The sequence below is a fragment of the Mesorhizobium zhangyense genome (assembly GCF_011045115.1).
GTDB classification, from domain to species: Bacteria; Pseudomonadota; Alphaproteobacteria; order Rhizobiales; family Rhizobiaceae; genus Mesorhizobium_M; species Mesorhizobium_M zhangyense.
The window spans coordinates 1-13,984 of sequence record NZ_JAAKZG010000027.1; the positions used below are offsets into that span (position 1 = coordinate 1).

At 55.5% G+C, this 13,984-nt stretch carries 15 protein-coding genes and 1 pseudogene; 4 read left to right on the top strand and 12 right to left on the bottom strand.

From position 1 onward, the window contains the following. The first annotated feature begins 99 nt into the window (after positions 1-99). Both G6N74_RS29210 and G6N74_RS29215 read left to right on the top strand, forming a co-directional pair. The gene (locus tag G6N74_RS29210; protein ID WP_165121512.1) at positions 100-654 is read left to right on the top strand and encodes a recombinase family protein; all 555 of its coding nucleotides are present in this window, start codon (positions 100-102) and stop codon (positions 652-654) included. 65 nt (positions 655-719) lie between these two features. Continuing rightward, a pseudogene (locus tag G6N74_RS29215) lies at positions 720-1,603 on the top strand (RHE_PE00001 family protein); the annotation flags it as partial. Between the two features lie 549 nt (positions 1,604-2,152). Here the strand turns inward: G6N74_RS29215 and G6N74_RS31605 are convergent. The 10 genes from G6N74_RS31605 to G6N74_RS29265 form a co-directional block, all read right to left on the bottom strand. Then, positions 2,153-2,845, bottom strand: coding sequence for a maleate cis-trans isomerase family protein (locus G6N74_RS31605; RefSeq protein ID WP_376767768.1), 693 nt, complete (start codon positions 2,843-2,845; stop codon positions 2,153-2,155). A 94-nt stretch (positions 2,846-2,939) separates the two neighbouring features. Beyond that, entirely contained in the window at positions 2,940-4,106 is a 1,167-nt protein-coding gene (locus tag G6N74_RS29225) for a M24 family metallopeptidase (protein ID WP_165121514.1), read from the bottom strand. 38 nt (positions 4,107-4,144) lie between these two features. After that, positions 4,145-4,888 (bottom strand): amino acid ABC transporter ATP-binding protein, encoded by a 744-nt coding sequence (locus G6N74_RS29230; RefSeq protein WP_165121515.1) that lies wholly within the window; start codon positions 4,886-4,888, stop codon positions 4,145-4,147. A 5-nt stretch (positions 4,889-4,893) separates the two neighbouring features. Beyond that, entirely contained in the window at positions 4,894-5,556 is a 663-nt protein-coding gene (locus G6N74_RS29235; protein ID WP_165121516.1) for an amino acid ABC transporter permease, read from the bottom strand. Continuing rightward, complete coding sequence (locus G6N74_RS29240; RefSeq protein WP_165121517.1) at positions 5,553-6,371, bottom strand: amino acid ABC transporter permease; 819 nt, start codon at positions 6,369-6,371, stop codon at positions 5,553-5,555. The genes G6N74_RS29235 and G6N74_RS29240 overlap by 4 nt, the downstream gene beginning before the upstream one ends. Beyond that, positions 6,368-7,183 (bottom strand): substrate-binding periplasmic protein, encoded by an 816-nt coding sequence (locus G6N74_RS29245; RefSeq protein ID WP_165121518.1) that lies wholly within the window; start codon positions 7,181-7,183, stop codon positions 6,368-6,370. Before G6N74_RS29245 ends, G6N74_RS29240 begins: the two co-directional genes overlap by 4 nt. A 208-nt stretch (positions 7,184-7,391) precedes the next feature. Continuing rightward, complete coding sequence (locus tag G6N74_RS29250; protein ID WP_165121519.1) at positions 7,392-8,138, bottom strand: metallophosphoesterase family protein; 747 nt, start codon at positions 8,136-8,138, stop codon at positions 7,392-7,394. 14 nt (positions 8,139-8,152) lie between these two features. Next, the gene (locus G6N74_RS29255) at positions 8,153-9,157 is read right to left on the bottom strand and encodes a CobW family GTP-binding protein (RefSeq protein WP_165121520.1); all 1,005 of its coding nucleotides are present in this window, start codon (positions 9,155-9,157) and stop codon (positions 8,153-8,155) included. Next, positions 9,150-9,413 carry a hypothetical protein gene (locus G6N74_RS29260; RefSeq protein ID WP_165121521.1) on the bottom strand — a complete coding sequence of 88 codons (264 nt, stop codon included), beginning with the start codon at positions 9,411-9,413 and terminating at the stop codon, positions 9,150-9,152. Before G6N74_RS29260 ends, G6N74_RS29255 begins: the two co-directional genes overlap by 8 nt. 58 nt (positions 9,414-9,471) lie before the next feature. After that, positions 9,472-10,248, bottom strand: coding sequence for a GntR family transcriptional regulator (locus G6N74_RS29265; RefSeq protein WP_165121522.1), 777 nt, complete (start codon positions 10,246-10,248; stop codon positions 9,472-9,474). Positions 10,249-10,302: 54 nt separating this feature from the next. On the opposite strand from G6N74_RS29265, the gene G6N74_RS29270 reads away from it, so the two are divergent. Next, positions 10,303-11,766: a dihydroorotase gene (locus G6N74_RS29270; RefSeq protein WP_246246051.1), complete on the top strand. Its 1,464-nt coding sequence runs from the start codon at positions 10,303-10,305 to the stop codon at positions 11,764-11,766. Positions 11,767-11,783: 17 nt separating this feature from the next. Next, the gene (locus G6N74_RS29275) at positions 11,784-12,527 is read left to right on the top strand and encodes a transporter substrate-binding domain-containing protein (protein WP_165121523.1); all 744 of its coding nucleotides are present in this window, start codon (positions 11,784-11,786) and stop codon (positions 12,525-12,527) included. 603 nt (positions 12,528-13,130) lie between these two features. Here G6N74_RS29275 and G6N74_RS30575 read toward each other — a convergent pair. Beyond that, the gene (locus G6N74_RS30575; protein WP_205826917.1) at positions 13,131-13,532 is read right to left on the bottom strand and encodes a type 1 glutamine amidotransferase family protein; all 402 of its coding nucleotides are present in this window, start codon (positions 13,530-13,532) and stop codon (positions 13,131-13,133) included. Positions 13,533-13,584: 52 nt separating this feature from the next. After that, positions 13,585-13,887 carry a type 1 glutamine amidotransferase family protein gene (locus G6N74_RS30580; protein WP_205826918.1) on the bottom strand — a complete coding sequence of 101 codons (303 nt, stop codon included), beginning with the start codon at positions 13,885-13,887 and terminating at the stop codon, positions 13,585-13,587. Between the last annotated feature and the right edge of the window lie 97 nt (positions 13,888-13,984).

A 13,984-nucleotide genomic window follows, 5' to 3' on the forward strand; every position in this document is an offset into this window, starting at 1 on the left:
CTGATTTTTCATTGCAAATATCGCGGACTGAAATCACGCTGAAGTTCGCCTGGCAAATGTCGGTCGCAAAAGTCCGCCTAAAGCGGTTACAGAATTGCCATGGCCCGCATCGGATACGCTCGCGTCAGCACCATAGATCAGGACCTCGATATTCAGAACGAGCGTCTGAAGGCCGCAGGTTGTGAAATCATCCGATCAGAAACCGGATCAGGATCGTCCCGGAAAGGACGGTCCGAGCTGGAGACCATCATGCAGTTTTTGCATACGGGCGACGAACTGGTGGTTCTACGGCTTGACCGGCTCGGGCGATCCACACGCGACGTTCTCAATCTCGTTCATGAGCTTGACGAAAAGGGCGCGTCACTCCGCATTCTTGAGCCCGAAGTCACGACAGCCGGAAGCATGGGTCGAATGGTTATCACCATTCTCGGCATGGTCGCCGATATGGAACTCAAGTTCATCAAAGACAGGCAACGAGCGGGCATCGACGCGGCAAAAGCTGACGGCATCTACAAGGGCAGGAAAAAGAATGTCGATGACGCGGAAATCCGCAGACGGGTCGCGGCTGGCGCAACGAAAACCGCCGTTGCTCGTGAGCTGAACATTTCCAGGATGACTGTCTACCGCGCCTTGGAAGGTCAAGGTTCGCAGTAAGCTTCAGCGTGATTGCACGTTCGCCATCTGTCTTTGAGTTGGCCAAAATCGCAGCTTCGGGCCGACTGGGCCTTGAAGGCTTGCGCAGCCTGCGCGGCCGCGGTGACGTAGTCACCGGTCCTTTCGGTGACATAATCACGGTCACAACCACCGGCAGCGACGTTGTCAGCGATGTTGCCGCCGGCGACAGGACGCAACCGGGCGAAAACCCGCCGTCTGGTGAGGAGACAAAAAATCCGATTGGGAGAGGGCAGGGGGATGAGGACAAAAATCCCCTGGCCGCGGAAATGGCGGCGATCGATGCGCTGCTGGCGCGCTCGGAGGCCGCACTCGCGGCAGCAAAATCGCCCATGCCCAAAACGGCCCCGGACAGAAATGCGCTGGTCTACGATCTCGACTGGGACGAGGACGCGCGGCTGCAGGAGTGGCGCGCGGTCTTGGGCGAGACGAATAATTTGCCGCCGGTGTTGCGGGCGGCGCTCGCCCTCGACGCCTGGAATGTTCTGGAGGTCCTGCAGCATGCGCCCTGGCTCGGCCGGCTGTTTTGCGCCTCGATCCTGCGCCAGGCCGGCCTCACCACGGCGGCGCATCTGGCAGCGCTCAATCTTGGCCTAAAATCCATTCCCGTCGAGCGCCGCCGGCACCGCGACCGCGAAACCCGCTTGCTGGCGCTTCTCACCGGCATCACCGCGGCGGCCGAGGCCGGGCTGAAGGAGCACGATCGGCTGATGCTTGCCCGCCAGACAATGACGCGCAAACTTTTAGGCCGGCGGGCGTCGTCGAAACTGCCGCAACTGATCGAACTCGTGCTCTCCCGGCCGCTCGTCACCGCCGGAACAGTCGCCAGGCGATCGGCGTGACGCCGCAGGGGGCGGTCCGGATCATCGAGGAGCTGAAGTTGCGCGAGATGACGGGGAGGGGGAGGTTTCGAGCCTGGGGGGTGATTTGAGCAGAGTATTGTAATCCGAGAGGGGTTCAAATCCTGCCCCAACCACTTTCATCATAAAGCCGTTCCGATCTGACCATGGGCTGATTTGCGGACTTTCATAAAAGGGAACTGTTTCGACGAAAAAGTTCGAATCACATGGGGCGCGCCAAATACCGACGGTTGCCCTCCGCAATACGCTAAATTCGCCGAGCGTACATCCTTGCATCTTCCAGAAGATGGCCCCGCGCAGAAAAGCGTAGAAACGGCGGCGTTCGGCGGTGAAATAGTTCGAATCGCGTCCGGTCGACTGCTTATCGCTCGCCCCAAGGCACAGGGTCGAGCAGCCAGTCCACATCTGAATCGCTGTTGAGATAGCACTTCGGCGGGCGGTAGGCCTTCCGTTTGATGAGGCGCACTACCGACGCGCCGCCCAGTAGCGTTGGGGGGGGGCAGGTCACGCATTCTCACATTAACTGCCGTGTCTCGAATCGAGTGTCGAGGTATCCTATTGAAATAGTTACAGATATAATCTCATGATTAAATGCAAAACGGCATGAATATAAGATTTAATTATTCAGTCTTGAGAAGCGCTCTTATCTCACTTGCAACAACTTGATTGCTTGAAAGGACAGGTATTTTGATTTCTGCCTGCAGGTGGGGGATGATAAATGCCGTGCGTAGAGCGGTGCAAGAGATGAACAAACCATCTATATCACTACCCTCAGAGAGGATTCTGCAAGAATTAATATAGTCTAAAATTGTTGGCTGCTGGTATCTATCGCTATGGTCTAACTCAAATCGTTGATCTCTCAGCACCTGAAAACCTGATTGGGAAAGAAAATCACGAACGGCTCCATGTAATTTTATAGAGTACGGCGAAATTAGTCCTATTCTCTCTATTCCAGCTCTCCTCAATGCCGAAACACACGCCGACGCTGGATCGATTACAGGAACATTGGGCCGAATTTTGCTTATTATCGCTCTCACAGTTTCGGTGCCTAAAGCCATGGCCGCGGATGTGCACCCAAAGACAATCGCGTCCATTTCGCTTGTCGGCAATAAGCCCTTCACTGCAAGTTCAATGCTGGTACTCATGTCCCTGTATGGATCGTCAGGGCTTCGCGTTTCTCGTACCATTCGGTTCGTTGAGATTTCGATGTTTTCTCCTACGAGATGATTCCGCAAGTCGGTTTCGATCGTAGGGTCAATGTCGAGAGCAAGAAGGCCCACGATCGACTGGTGAGTGAAGTTTATAGGTCGCATAGTGCATTCTCTTCGACTGCATTCTCAATGGTGTTCATAGCGTTCGGCCATTGGCTGACGGTAAAGCTTGCTTGCCCTAGCGCTGTTGGATTGGTTAGTTGAGGATGAGTTCAGCCGGCGCGCTTGTAAGCTTCTCGACGCCGTTTTTCAGAACTCGTGCGGTCTCTCCTGACGAAACACGCAAACCGCTTTCGGTATCAGTCAAGGAGGGATGGATGAAGATGGTCATGTTCTCTTCAATCACCTCTTCCGAGCCGGATATAACCATGGGTGCAGCAACCCAGGTCGGCGGATAGCAAATTCCCATCTGGTATCCGTAAGATTTCCGCAAATAAGCATCGAGACCGTACTTGCGGTAGGTGTCGCTTATGGCAGTGTGGATCGCACCGACGGTGTTGCCCGGCCTCATCTGAGCCATCCCGGCTTCGCGGGCTTCTTCCACCTTCTTCAAAAGGTCTGACAGACGTTGCTTTGGAACGTCTCCTGTCAGGACATGGAAATAGACGGCCGTATGATAATGGCGGTAGCCGCAGCCGATCTCGAACATAAATTGGTCGGTATCGGCAACGTAGTTCCGCCCAGAGGTGTAGCGCCCGAGCTTTGACGCTGGACCGCAGCCAATGGGATATCTCAGCGCGCAAGGGTCTCCATCGTTTTCATAGATCGCCTGAGCCAGCGCACTGAAAATCTTGCCCTCGAAGACGCCTGCCCTGGTCTCGCGGATTGCGGCGTCCGTCATCAGATGCACGATATTGGCGGACTGGCGCATCTTCTCGATCTCGGCCTCTGACTTCACCAGCCGCCAACGGTCGATCATCGCCGAAGCATCATCGAATGTGCAGAAGTCGGTCAGCGATGATACAATCTCGACATAGAGATCGGCTCGATGTCCCATGGTGTTGTACTGGATGCCGACGCGCTTGCCTGCCAAACCTCGGTCGCTCAGCAACGTCTTGATCGCGGCACCCCGGCTGGAACCCGCCAACTCGTCGAAGGTGCGGTGATCCCCAATGATCGAACTGTAGAGAACGTTGTTGTAGTCCGCCTGTCGGCCGAGGTAGGTAACCCCGCCATCTGCGGTCACCAGCATCGTATGGAAGACGTAGTATCCATCTGTGTCGAGGCCGGTCAGCCAATACATGTCCTCGCTCTTGAAGAGGAGAACGGCGTCGTATCTGCTTTTCCGGATGGCCTGTTTCGCCTTATCAAGACGAGCGGCATATTCGGCACGGGAAAAGTGAAGCCGAGGAAGGTCGGTCATGAAATTCACTCCGGTTCTGGTAGAGCAGCCAACGGCGGCTACAGGATTTTTGACAGGAAGCTCCGAAGCCTCTCGTCTTCGACATGCTCGAAGAACTGGCTTGGGGAAGCATCCACCAGGAGCTGACCGTCGGCCATGAACACGATCCGGTCCGCCACTTCGCGGGCAAAGCCCATCTCGTGCGTGACGACGATCATGGTGATGCCGGAACTTGCGAGTTCCTTCATGACGTTCAGCACTTCGTTGACGTTTTCAGGGTCCAGTGCCGACGTAGGTTCGTCGAACAGCAGTATCTGAGGCTCCATGGCCAGAGCACGGGCAATGGCCACACGCTGCTGCTGCCCTCCTGACAACTGGCTTGGATATTTTGAGGACTGCTCGGAAATTCCAACCCGCTTCAGCAGTTCCCGGGCCTTGTTTTCGGCCCCGGAACGGTTCATGCGACCGGTTCTCCGTGGGCTGAGCGTCAGATTCTCCAAGACTGTCAGGTGCGGGAAAAGATTAAAGTTCTGGAACACCATGCCGACGTTGCGGCGAACCGAAAGCAATTCCTTCGGAGCGCCGGGCAGCGTGGTTTCGCCGACCTCGATCTGTCCGCCGTCGATATCCTCCAGTCCGTTGATGAGACGAAGGAACGTGGATTTTCCGCTGCCGGAAGGTCCGACTATGCAGACCACTTCGCCAGCGTTGACTTTGAGATCGACGTTTTTCAGGACATGTGCCGTGTTGAAGCTCTTGTTGATGCCGCGTGCATCAACAATCGGTTTGCCAATAGGTGACATGAATTCTATCCAATCTGCTGGCGCATGTGCGCCTCTATGAATCGCGAGGCCATGCTGAACGGGAAGATCAGGATGAAGTAGAGGACAGCGACCGCCGTGAAGAATTCGAAATAGCGAAAGCTTAGCGATCCCAGCGTCTGTGCCTGATAGATCAGCTCCGTGACGCCGATAGCCGATACGAGGCCCGACATCTTTACCAACTGAGTGACGAGCAGAGCCGACGAAGGCAGCATAGCGCGTACGGCCTGAGGAATGATCACGTCGATCCAGACCCAGAATTCCGACAATCCGACGGCGCGAGCAGCCTCCCACTGTCCACGGCTTACCGACTGAATTCCTGCCCTAGCGATCTCGGCAAAGTAGGCACCGGCCACCAGTGACATTGAAATTACGCCAGTCTGCCAAGCACTCGGGGCTGCCGTGAAAATGAACGGGCCGCAGAAGTAAATCCAGAAGACAAGAACCGTTTCTGGCAAGGCTCGGAAGGTGTTGATATAGAAGGTAGAAAGCCAGTAGAGCGGACCGGTTCGCATAAGTTTGCCGCAGCAGGCGAGGGCGCCAACGATGTAGCCCGACACGAGCGCCAGGCCGACCAAGGCTATGGTCGTCCAGAGGCCGCCGAGGATTTCGTAACGATACTGGTAGAGAATGCTCCAGTCGGAATTCATCGGCGTGCCCTCTGATCCGATCCAAGTATATCCTCCAGCTTGTATGCTAGACTGCCAAATGAGTAACCCAGGGCCCAGTAGACCAGACCGACGAACGTCATCACCTCGATGGGCTTGTGGGTATAGGTCGCAATATTCTTTGTCTGGGTCATCAGTTCGCCCACAGACAGAAGGGATAGTATGGCGCTCGCCTTGAAGAAACCGACCGCGATGGTGGCCAGCGGAGGAATGACGATCCTCAGGGCTTGCGGAAGGATGATATCCACCCACTTCGACCAAGTAGGCAAGCCGAGCGCCTCAGCAGCCTCATATTGCCCTTTCGGAACTGCAAGTATGCCCGTGCGGGCGATATCGGTGAGGTAAGCAGCGGACTGCATCGTCATCGCGATCAGGCCACTCTGCAGTGCTGTTGTGTTTACCCCGGTGACCACTGGCATGGCGAAATGTACCCAGAACAGCTGAACGATCAGCGGGGTGTTCCGCCAAATCTCGACATACGCTGTGACGACCATCCTGACAGGTCGCGGCCCCTGAATGATCAGAACCGCCAGGACGATCCCCACGATCAGCCCGATAACGATCGCAGTCGATGTGATCCCCAACGTCGTGCCAATCGCCCACAGAAACGTGTAGCGATACTGGTAGACGACCGTGAAATCCAAGGCAGCAATTGCCTTGAAATTCACGAAGTTGAGGACCGTCGCGATGACCGCCAACGCGATGACGGTCGAAATGATGTAGGACCACGGGAGGCTTTGCCTGAGAGCTTTTTTCGATGCCAGCAAGCTTCCTCCGGAAACTGCTTGATAGCTCATTTCTTGATCTCGTTGATTTCCAGCGCACCGAGCCACTTCTTGTTCAGCGCAGGCAGAACACCGTTTTGCTCCAGGCGGGAAAGCGCAACGTTCAGGTACTGCTGGAAGTGATATTCTCCCTTCGGCACCATGAATGCGAAAGGCGTCGGCAGGATAGGATCTTTCGTCAGTAGCTTGTAGCTGAGCTGTGGATTGTTCTTGATGAACGCAATGTTCCCTGCGCGGGTGGTCACCGCAGCAGTGACCCTTTTCGCAGATACTTCCAGGAGCGATGCATTAGACGTATCTCCAAGGAGAGCCTTCAATTCGGCCTTCTTGAAAGTATCCCTCGACCACCGATCCTCAGCCGTTCCAGCGACGAAAGCGATAGTATTTCCCGGCCGATCCAGGTCATCGAGCGTGTTGATAGGAGAATCTGACGCCACGAAAACTGCGCTGGAATCGTATGAAAATGGTTGCGTAAAAAGCACCTGCTCTGCACGAGCAGGAAGAACAAAACTAGGCGCGAAAGAAACATCACATTTTCCTGTTGTTATGCTTTGCATAATTACGGGCCAAGGTGTGTCGGCAATTTCAATTTTTACATTCAACAGCTTCGCAATCTCGGCTCCGATGTCGAGATCCAGTCCCTCCCACTCGTTGGTAGCGGGGTTTTTGACCGCGTAAGGGAAATAATTCGCCATGCATACGGTCATCACCCCCTTAGCCTTGATCTTCGCGAGCATATCGTCTGCTGCTCGGGCGACGGATGTCGTCATGCCAAAGGCGGCGGTCATTAATCCGATAACCAGCAGTTTCTTGGTGAGCATCATTTCGTTCCCCTGTTATCGCCATTCGAGGCTTTGTTTATGCACTGTGTATTTTTGATCTATACGACACCTCATTTCGTCGCAAGTAAAAATTCCGAATGCGACAAATAATTCCGACAGTTAGGACGCAACAATACAAGAAAAACGCGATATAGACTGCGCGTCGAAATATCGATGCACATCGGAATTCCGCTATACTTACATGGACGAGTTACGCTGCAGCGTACCCAGTCTTAATCGCCGTTGCCCAATCCGAGCGCCCAAGACTCTCCGCATCTTGGGCCGCCGATTTCCAGTCGTAGTCCACCAGATGGAACTCGACGGACCAGCGTCCCTCCCGTTTGTTGATAATCGCATATCGGGCGTGGATCGAACCGGCATCCATCCTGTGGAAATTGGCTGGATTGCGATCAGCCCAAGCAGGCAGGCCAACGCTTCCAGGATTGACAATCAGTTGGCCGTTATCGAGTTGCGTCGAACGTTGGATATGCGTGTGGCCGCACAGCATGAGCGTCACATCGGGATCAATATCAGCCGCCAAAGCAGCCACCTCATCTTTCCGACGGGCAACCGGTCGACCATCGACGATATCCTCCAGGAAATACTCAAGGTCCGACCGAGGAGAGCCGTGAAGGAGAAGAACGTCTTCAATGCGTCTCGATGCGGGTTTCTCCTTGAACGACGCCACTCGTTCTCTGCCGAGACATTTGAGAGCGTAAGCATCGCTTGTGTTGAGATCGGAATCAGCCAGCGTCAGGAGCTGACGCTCATGATTTCCGGCGATTGATACCGGCTTCAGAGCAGCAATACGGTCGAAGGTTTCGAGCGGTCGTAAAGGTCCTGAAACCGTGTCCCCTAGATCGAAGAACAAATCGCAGCCTCGCGCCCGGGCATGCGTTTCGACAGCCTCCAAAGCGATAGCGTTGCCATGTATGTCGGACAGAACTGCAATGCGCATGTTTGAACTCCGCTTCAGTTACACGGAATGGACGAAAATCGGCTGCTGGCAGTAGGCGCACGCGGAAATCTCCGCTCCACAAACCTCTGGTAGCTTGATCGGATGCTTGCCTGATCGATGCTGTGGACAATGAAGACCAGATGGCAGTCATCCGGCCTAGCTTCCTTTTCGGGCATGTGTGTTGGCGGATGCATGGTGCGTTGGACACCATGGATTGCCAGCAGTCCTCGAGAGGCGTCTGTTTTCAGCAGGCCCTTCACGCGGACAATCCGGTCGCCGTGAGCAAAGAGAAGAGCCGAAAGCCACAAAGTGAAAAGCGGCCAATCGACGGTTTCGGTTATGGGCAGGACGAAAGATTGGAAGTCTGATGTCTCGCCGCTTGCGGATGGTTCCTGAATGGCCGGACGAGGAAATGTTCTCGAATCCTCGGCAAACAGCTCTTCCTCCCTGAATTCCGGCGACTGAGCATCGACAAGCTCAAGGTCGGGTACCAGCGTTCGGAGCTTGAGCTGCACGGCATCAAAATCCACGGCCGCCCTCAAATCGGACTTCGTGAGGATCGCTAGATCGCTGACGGCGATTTGTTGCCGGGTCTCTGAATAGGTGTCGATACTGCCTATCCCGGCGACGGCATCGACGGCGGAAACAACCCGGACCAGCCTTAAGTTGGCCTTCAACCACGCATCTTCGGCCAGGACCGCAATGACCGGCGTCGGATCGGCAAGACCGGAGGTCTCGAAGATGACCCTCTTCATCTTCGCTTTGTCGGCCTTTGCGCGCTTTACGATATTGTAGAAGGCACGACTGATATCTTCCTTCCGTGCCAGTCCATTTGAAATGATCTCTGCATCATCAGGCATTCCGACATACAGACGATTATCGACCGCGACCTCGCCGAACTCATTGACGATAACGCCCGTTTCTTCACCGCCGATCCGCTGAAGGAGCCTTTGAACCAGCGTCGTTTTCCCCGAGCCCAGAAAGCCGGTCACGATCAGAACCGGAAGACGATCATCCATCGGCAACCTCCACCCTGTCCTCTGCGAGGGGATCGAAGGCTGTTCCGGACATCTTTTGAACCAGCGGCCAGACATCGGACAGTGTCGGCGCAACAGCGAAGCGGCCTGCGTGGTCATGAAGCGAGAGCGCTTCGCCATCCCAGTCGGCACATCGAAGCTCGCGGGATACGAGAACCGAGTTCAGTATTTCAAGCCGACGCGCCCGCTCCCGTCGGTAGTGCATGATGTCATCGAACGGATAGCGTTCGTTTCGCAAGCGACTGAAGTCGCTCCAATGTTCACCCGCCCCAAATATCGCGCAGACCTCGCACATCTCAGAAAACAACCTCCCGCTTGCCGCCAAGGTTGACTTCCATCTTTTCCGTCAGGCTTTGGATCAGCGTTTCGGATACCCGCTTCCTGGCGAGATTCGCATGGGACCGGGCAAGCTCTTCGGCACGATCCGGATCAGACCGCTCGATGGCCTCGACCATCTCATCGTGCTCACGAAGAATGTTACCGACATGCGCCAGATAGGCCTCCTCCGAAGAATAGGCCTTGTAGGTCATCGCCAATCTGGAAATTCTGAGGTTGCCGGTGAGAAGCTGAAGGTAGAAATCGGCTACAACCCGGTTGTTGCAGCATTGCGCGATTGCGGCGTGAAAATTCCAGTTTAGGTCGAGCATCTCATCGGCAAGCCGATGGCCTGCAGCGCGCTTGAAGGCATCGCACTCCCGCTTCACCACTTCGATCTGGGAATCTTCTCGCCGGATTGCCGCCCAGCGCGTGACGAGCCGCTGCGCGACGTCGAAAGCTTCGAGATGTTCGCGAATATCATTCCAGCCCATCGGGGCAACCCGGGCACCACGATTGGGCAATAGCTGGACAAGGCCCTCCCCAGCCAGCCTGACCAAAGCCTCACGCACCGGAGTGCGGGAAAGCCCCAGCTTTGCGACAATGACAGCTTCCTCAAGGTCGGACCCCGGCTCAAGCGCCAGGGACACGATTGCATCCCGGAGGGCACGATAGGCGAACTCGCTACTGCCTCCCTTGGTGATTTTCTGGACCGCCTTTTCCCCGGCGGCTTCCGCTCCCTTTTTGACGCGCGGCATTCTCAAGTGTCCTTTTTATCGATTGTGCGTTGACTGTGTATAGACCGTGTATTTATGAATGGCAACCACAAAGCAGCGAGCGGCGACACCGCCGTCAATTTTTCAGAAGAGGATTTCATGATGTCAGAGCTGGTCTACGATCTGATCATAAGTGGCGGAACTTATTGGACTTCCAGCGGCAGCTGCAAGGCGGACATTGCGGTTTTGGGCGACAAGATCGTGGCAATCGGCACCGCATTTCCTCATGCGAAGAAACGGATTGACGCCAGGGGGTTGGACATCCTACCGGGCATTTGGCACGTTCATTGCCACTTCCGTGAACCTGGTCACAGCTACAAGGAAGATTTCGAAAGCGGGACGCGCGCAGCCGCCGCAGGTGGTGTGGCCGTCTGCATCGACATGACCAACAACACTCCACACCCGACGACACTTGAAGACTTCGAGGCGAAGAAGGCGCTCGTCGCACCCAAAGCCCACATCGATTATGCGCTCTATGGCGGAGGCCTGTACCCGCAGACCGTCGATCAATTGGCCAAAGCCGGTGCGATCGGGATCAAGATTTTCAACACGCGGCATATCAAGGAGGTGTACCCGTACATCTCAGAGCTTGGCGTTCTGGATCACGGTATCCTCTATGAACTTTATGAGGCCACTCGCGATACTGGCTTGCGAGCATCCGTGCACCACGACGACCCGGAATGGTGCAAGCGAATGACGTTCCGCGACTACATTGAGAAGGGGCGCACAGACGCTGTCTCCTACCATGAGAGCTTCGCCAAGGGATACATGTACGGCCATGGCATGGTCGCAGGGCTGGCATCCTCGCTCTATTATGCACGCGTCGCAGGTGTGAAACTGCATGTTCTGCATTTGGGCGTCATGCCGGTCGGAGCATACGAGATGATCCGCCACGCGAAATTCGACCTGGGCCAGGAGGTTACTGCGGAACTGGAACTGGGCTCGATGTTCATGACACGCGAGCAGATGAGAAAGGTCGGGCCGAATTCCTACAACTGGGCGCACAGCCCTGAAGATGGATGGAACAGCATCGAGTCTGGCGTAGCGGACGTAATCGTTCTGGAGCACGCGCCTCATACTTTCGAGGAAACCAAGCCCGGCTGGGAGGACATGTTCTCCATCCCTCTCGGCATGACGGGCGCGCAGGAATTCGTGCCGATGATGCTTAACGCCGTACACAATGGAAAACTGACGCTCTCGAAGATCGCCACATTGGCAGCCGAACGTCCGGCACAGCTTTACGGGCAATACCCCAAAAAGGGCGTTATCCAGGTCGGGTCTGATGCCGATTTCACCATTGTCGACATGAACGCGGAGATCGTTTTCCGCAAGGAAGACATGTTCTCCAAGGCCGGTCACACGAGTTGGGAAGGTATGAAGGCGAAAGGCGTCCCACAGCACACAATCGTGCGGGGGCAGTCCGTGATGGAGCATGGCAGGGTTATCGGATCGCCGGGTTACGGAATGTTCATTACGGGAAAAGCCGCTACGCAACGCTAATTCGTTGGGACATAGCAATGACAATCGACGCACTTACAGATTGCATCACCTATGCGTATATCGATGAGCCGCCTTTCGGTTACTTGGGGCCGGCAGGCGAAGCAGAGGGCTACGACATCGATATCGCGCGTTACGTCGCTAGTGAGATGGGGTTCGACGCTTTCAAAGCGCAAATGGTGTCTTTTGGTGAGCTAGCTGAAGGGGTGAGTGCCAATCGTTGGATGATAAACACAGCAATGTTTACAACAGCGGAGCGCTCAAAAGTCGTTTCCTTTAGTCGCCCTATATGGCGTCTGAAGGATGGTTTTGCCATGCGTAGAGAGGATGGCCTCGATATCGAGAATTATGAGGATTTAGCCCTTAGAAAAAACCTCAGAGTTGGGGCGGTTCGAGGAAATGTTCAGGTCCAACTAGCGTTAGAAGCAGGCCTGAATCCGGCAAATCTGACGCTGTTTAAAACTCAAGCCGAGGTATTCGATCAAATTATGAACAATAATATTGATGTTTATCCCGGAGCGGCCTTAGCGCACCGCCGTTTCATTTCCAGAGCGGGCCTCACTGGGCTGGAGAATAGGAGTGTTGCAAGGGATGAGCTTCCTGGAGGGCAGGCGTTTGGGGCTTTTTCATTTAATAAGGAAGCCGTTGGCTTTGCATCAGCTTTTGACGATAAACTTGATGCCTTTCTTGGCAGCAAAGAGCATAGAGCCATTGCTGGCAGACATGGCTTGGATGACTGGGAGGCTCTGCTGGCCCCAGCATAATTGCAAATACTACCAAACAGGTGTCTAGGCCCTGTTGATATAAGTGGGCATCCATAGTTTTGCGGCGGCGATTGCCAAGAAGCCAAGGAACGAGACGGCGGTTTTGGATGGGAGCACATCAATCTCACCGGAGAGTATCGCTGGCCAAAGCCCTAGCGTAGGATTCCGCCCCCTCCCGCGAATGACCCCAGATAGGACCGCCTCGACTGCCGGCCGACACACCTAGACCGATTCCTCCTGTTATTTCAGTAGTTTACTATCGATCTTCCAGCCCTCATTTTAGAGGGCTATAGCGTAGACGTAGTTCTCATCATCGCCCGGCGCGGCGCGCCAAATACCGTCGATTGCCCTCCACAATACGCTGTAGCCGCCGAACGTACGCCTATGCATAGAACGAAGGACAGTCGGTGCGCGAGAAGGCGTAGAAACGACGGCGTTCGGCGGTGAACAAGTTCGAATCGCTTACGGTCGAACTACGCATTTGGCTGTCCCTGACGTCGGAAATCTATGTGGCATCGCCCCATCAGCACGCTGTCTGAGGTAGCTAAATGAGTGAACGGGGCGGATCCAGGCGCCGACACCAATTCGCCGCTCGTGTAATTATCAATATTCGTCGAGTGCCTCCAGCACGAGTTCCGCCGTAAGCGCGCTGCTGTACTGCTGCTGGCCGGTGATAAGACGTCCGTCGCGAATGGCGAACGGTTCGTTGGCACCATGGCACAGGAAGCTGGTGCCCTTGATGCCAGCGGCCTCGCTCTGGATGGTGTATTCGTTGAGCGTCATGCCGAAGGCGGCGTTGACCTCCTCTTCCTCCTCGTCGGTGAAGCCGGTCCATTTCTTGCCGTCGGCGAGCAGCTTCCCGTTGGACAGATGGGTCCACAATAGGAGGCCGGACCCGTGGCAGATCAGAGCGACGATCTTGTCTTTCTCATAGAAGGACGCGATCAGATCATGCAGTGCTGTGCCATCCTTGAAGGTCAGCAGCGGCCCGCCGCCACCGGCCACCCAGACCGCGTCGTAGCCTCCACCGACACGGCGCTGATCGGGATGGTGTTCTTCAGCATCGCACCGAATTTCGTGTGGTGTGCGAAGCCCAGGCTGATGAGGTCGTCGGCATAGGCGCCACCGGGCGTGCGGGGATCGCTATGGGTTCGAACATCACCTCGCCGCCTTTCGGCGAGGCGAGATCGACCTGATGTCCAGCTTCGGTGAACATCAGGAAGGCGCGCGTCATTTCCTCGGCGAAGAAGCCAACCGGAAAGCCCTTGAGCGTGGTCGTGTTGGAAACAATCGACAGGATGCTGCGTGGCTTGCGCTTTGCGCCGATGCGGGTTTCGATTTTCAGGTCTGATGCAGGCATTGAAAGGCCTTTTCTTATCTCGTTTTGCAGGATGGCTGGCGCCAGGGCTGTCGATTGCAGCGGCATCAATCTCCTGAGGCGGCGAAGCGTCAGGGGC

Bases quoted from the DNA above. Each gene is read 5' to 3' on its own strand.
- G6N74_RS29210 (WP_165121512.1), top strand. From the start codon at position 100: ATGGCCCGCATCGGATACGCTCGCGTCAGCACCATAGATCAGGACCTC.
- G6N74_RS31605 (WP_376767768.1), bottom strand. From the start codon at position 2,845: ATGCGACCTATAAACTTCACTCACCAGTCGATCGTGGGCCTTCTTGCT.
- G6N74_RS29225 (WP_165121514.1), bottom strand. From the start codon at position 4,106: ATGACCGACCTTCCTCGGCTTCACTTTTCCCGTGCCGAATATGCCGCT.
- G6N74_RS29230 (WP_165121515.1), bottom strand. From the start codon at position 4,888: ATGTCACCTATTGGCAAACCGATTGTTGATGCACGCGGCATCAACAAG.
- G6N74_RS29235 (WP_165121516.1), bottom strand. From the start codon at position 5,556: ATGAATTCCGACTGGAGCATTCTCTACCAGTATCGTTACGAAATCCTC.
- G6N74_RS29240 (WP_165121517.1), bottom strand. From the start codon at position 6,371: ATGAGCTATCAAGCAGTTTCCGGAGGAAGCTTGCTGGCATCGAAAAAA.
- G6N74_RS29245 (WP_165121518.1), bottom strand. From the start codon at position 7,183: ATGATGCTCACCAAGAAACTGCTGGTTATCGGATTAATGACCGCCGCC.
- G6N74_RS29250 (WP_165121519.1), bottom strand. From the start codon at position 8,138: ATGCGCATTGCAGTTCTGTCCGACATACATGGCAACGCTATCGCTTTG.
- G6N74_RS29255 (WP_165121520.1), bottom strand. From the start codon at position 9,157: ATGGATGATCGTCTTCCGGTTCTGATCGTGACCGGCTTTCTGGGCTCG.
- G6N74_RS29265 (WP_165121522.1), bottom strand. From the start codon at position 10,248: ATGCCGCGCGTCAAAAAGGGAGCGGAAGCCGCCGGGGAAAAGGCGGTC.
- G6N74_RS29270 (WP_246246051.1), top strand. From the start codon at position 10,303: ATGAATGGCAACCACAAAGCAGCGAGCGGCGACACCGCCGTCAATTTT.
- G6N74_RS29275 (WP_165121523.1), top strand. From the start codon at position 11,784: ATGACAATCGACGCACTTACAGATTGCATCACCTATGCGTATATCGAT.
- G6N74_RS30580 (WP_205826918.1), bottom strand. From the start codon at position 13,887: ATGCCTGCATCAGACCTGAAAATCGAAACCCGCATCGGCGCAAAGCGC.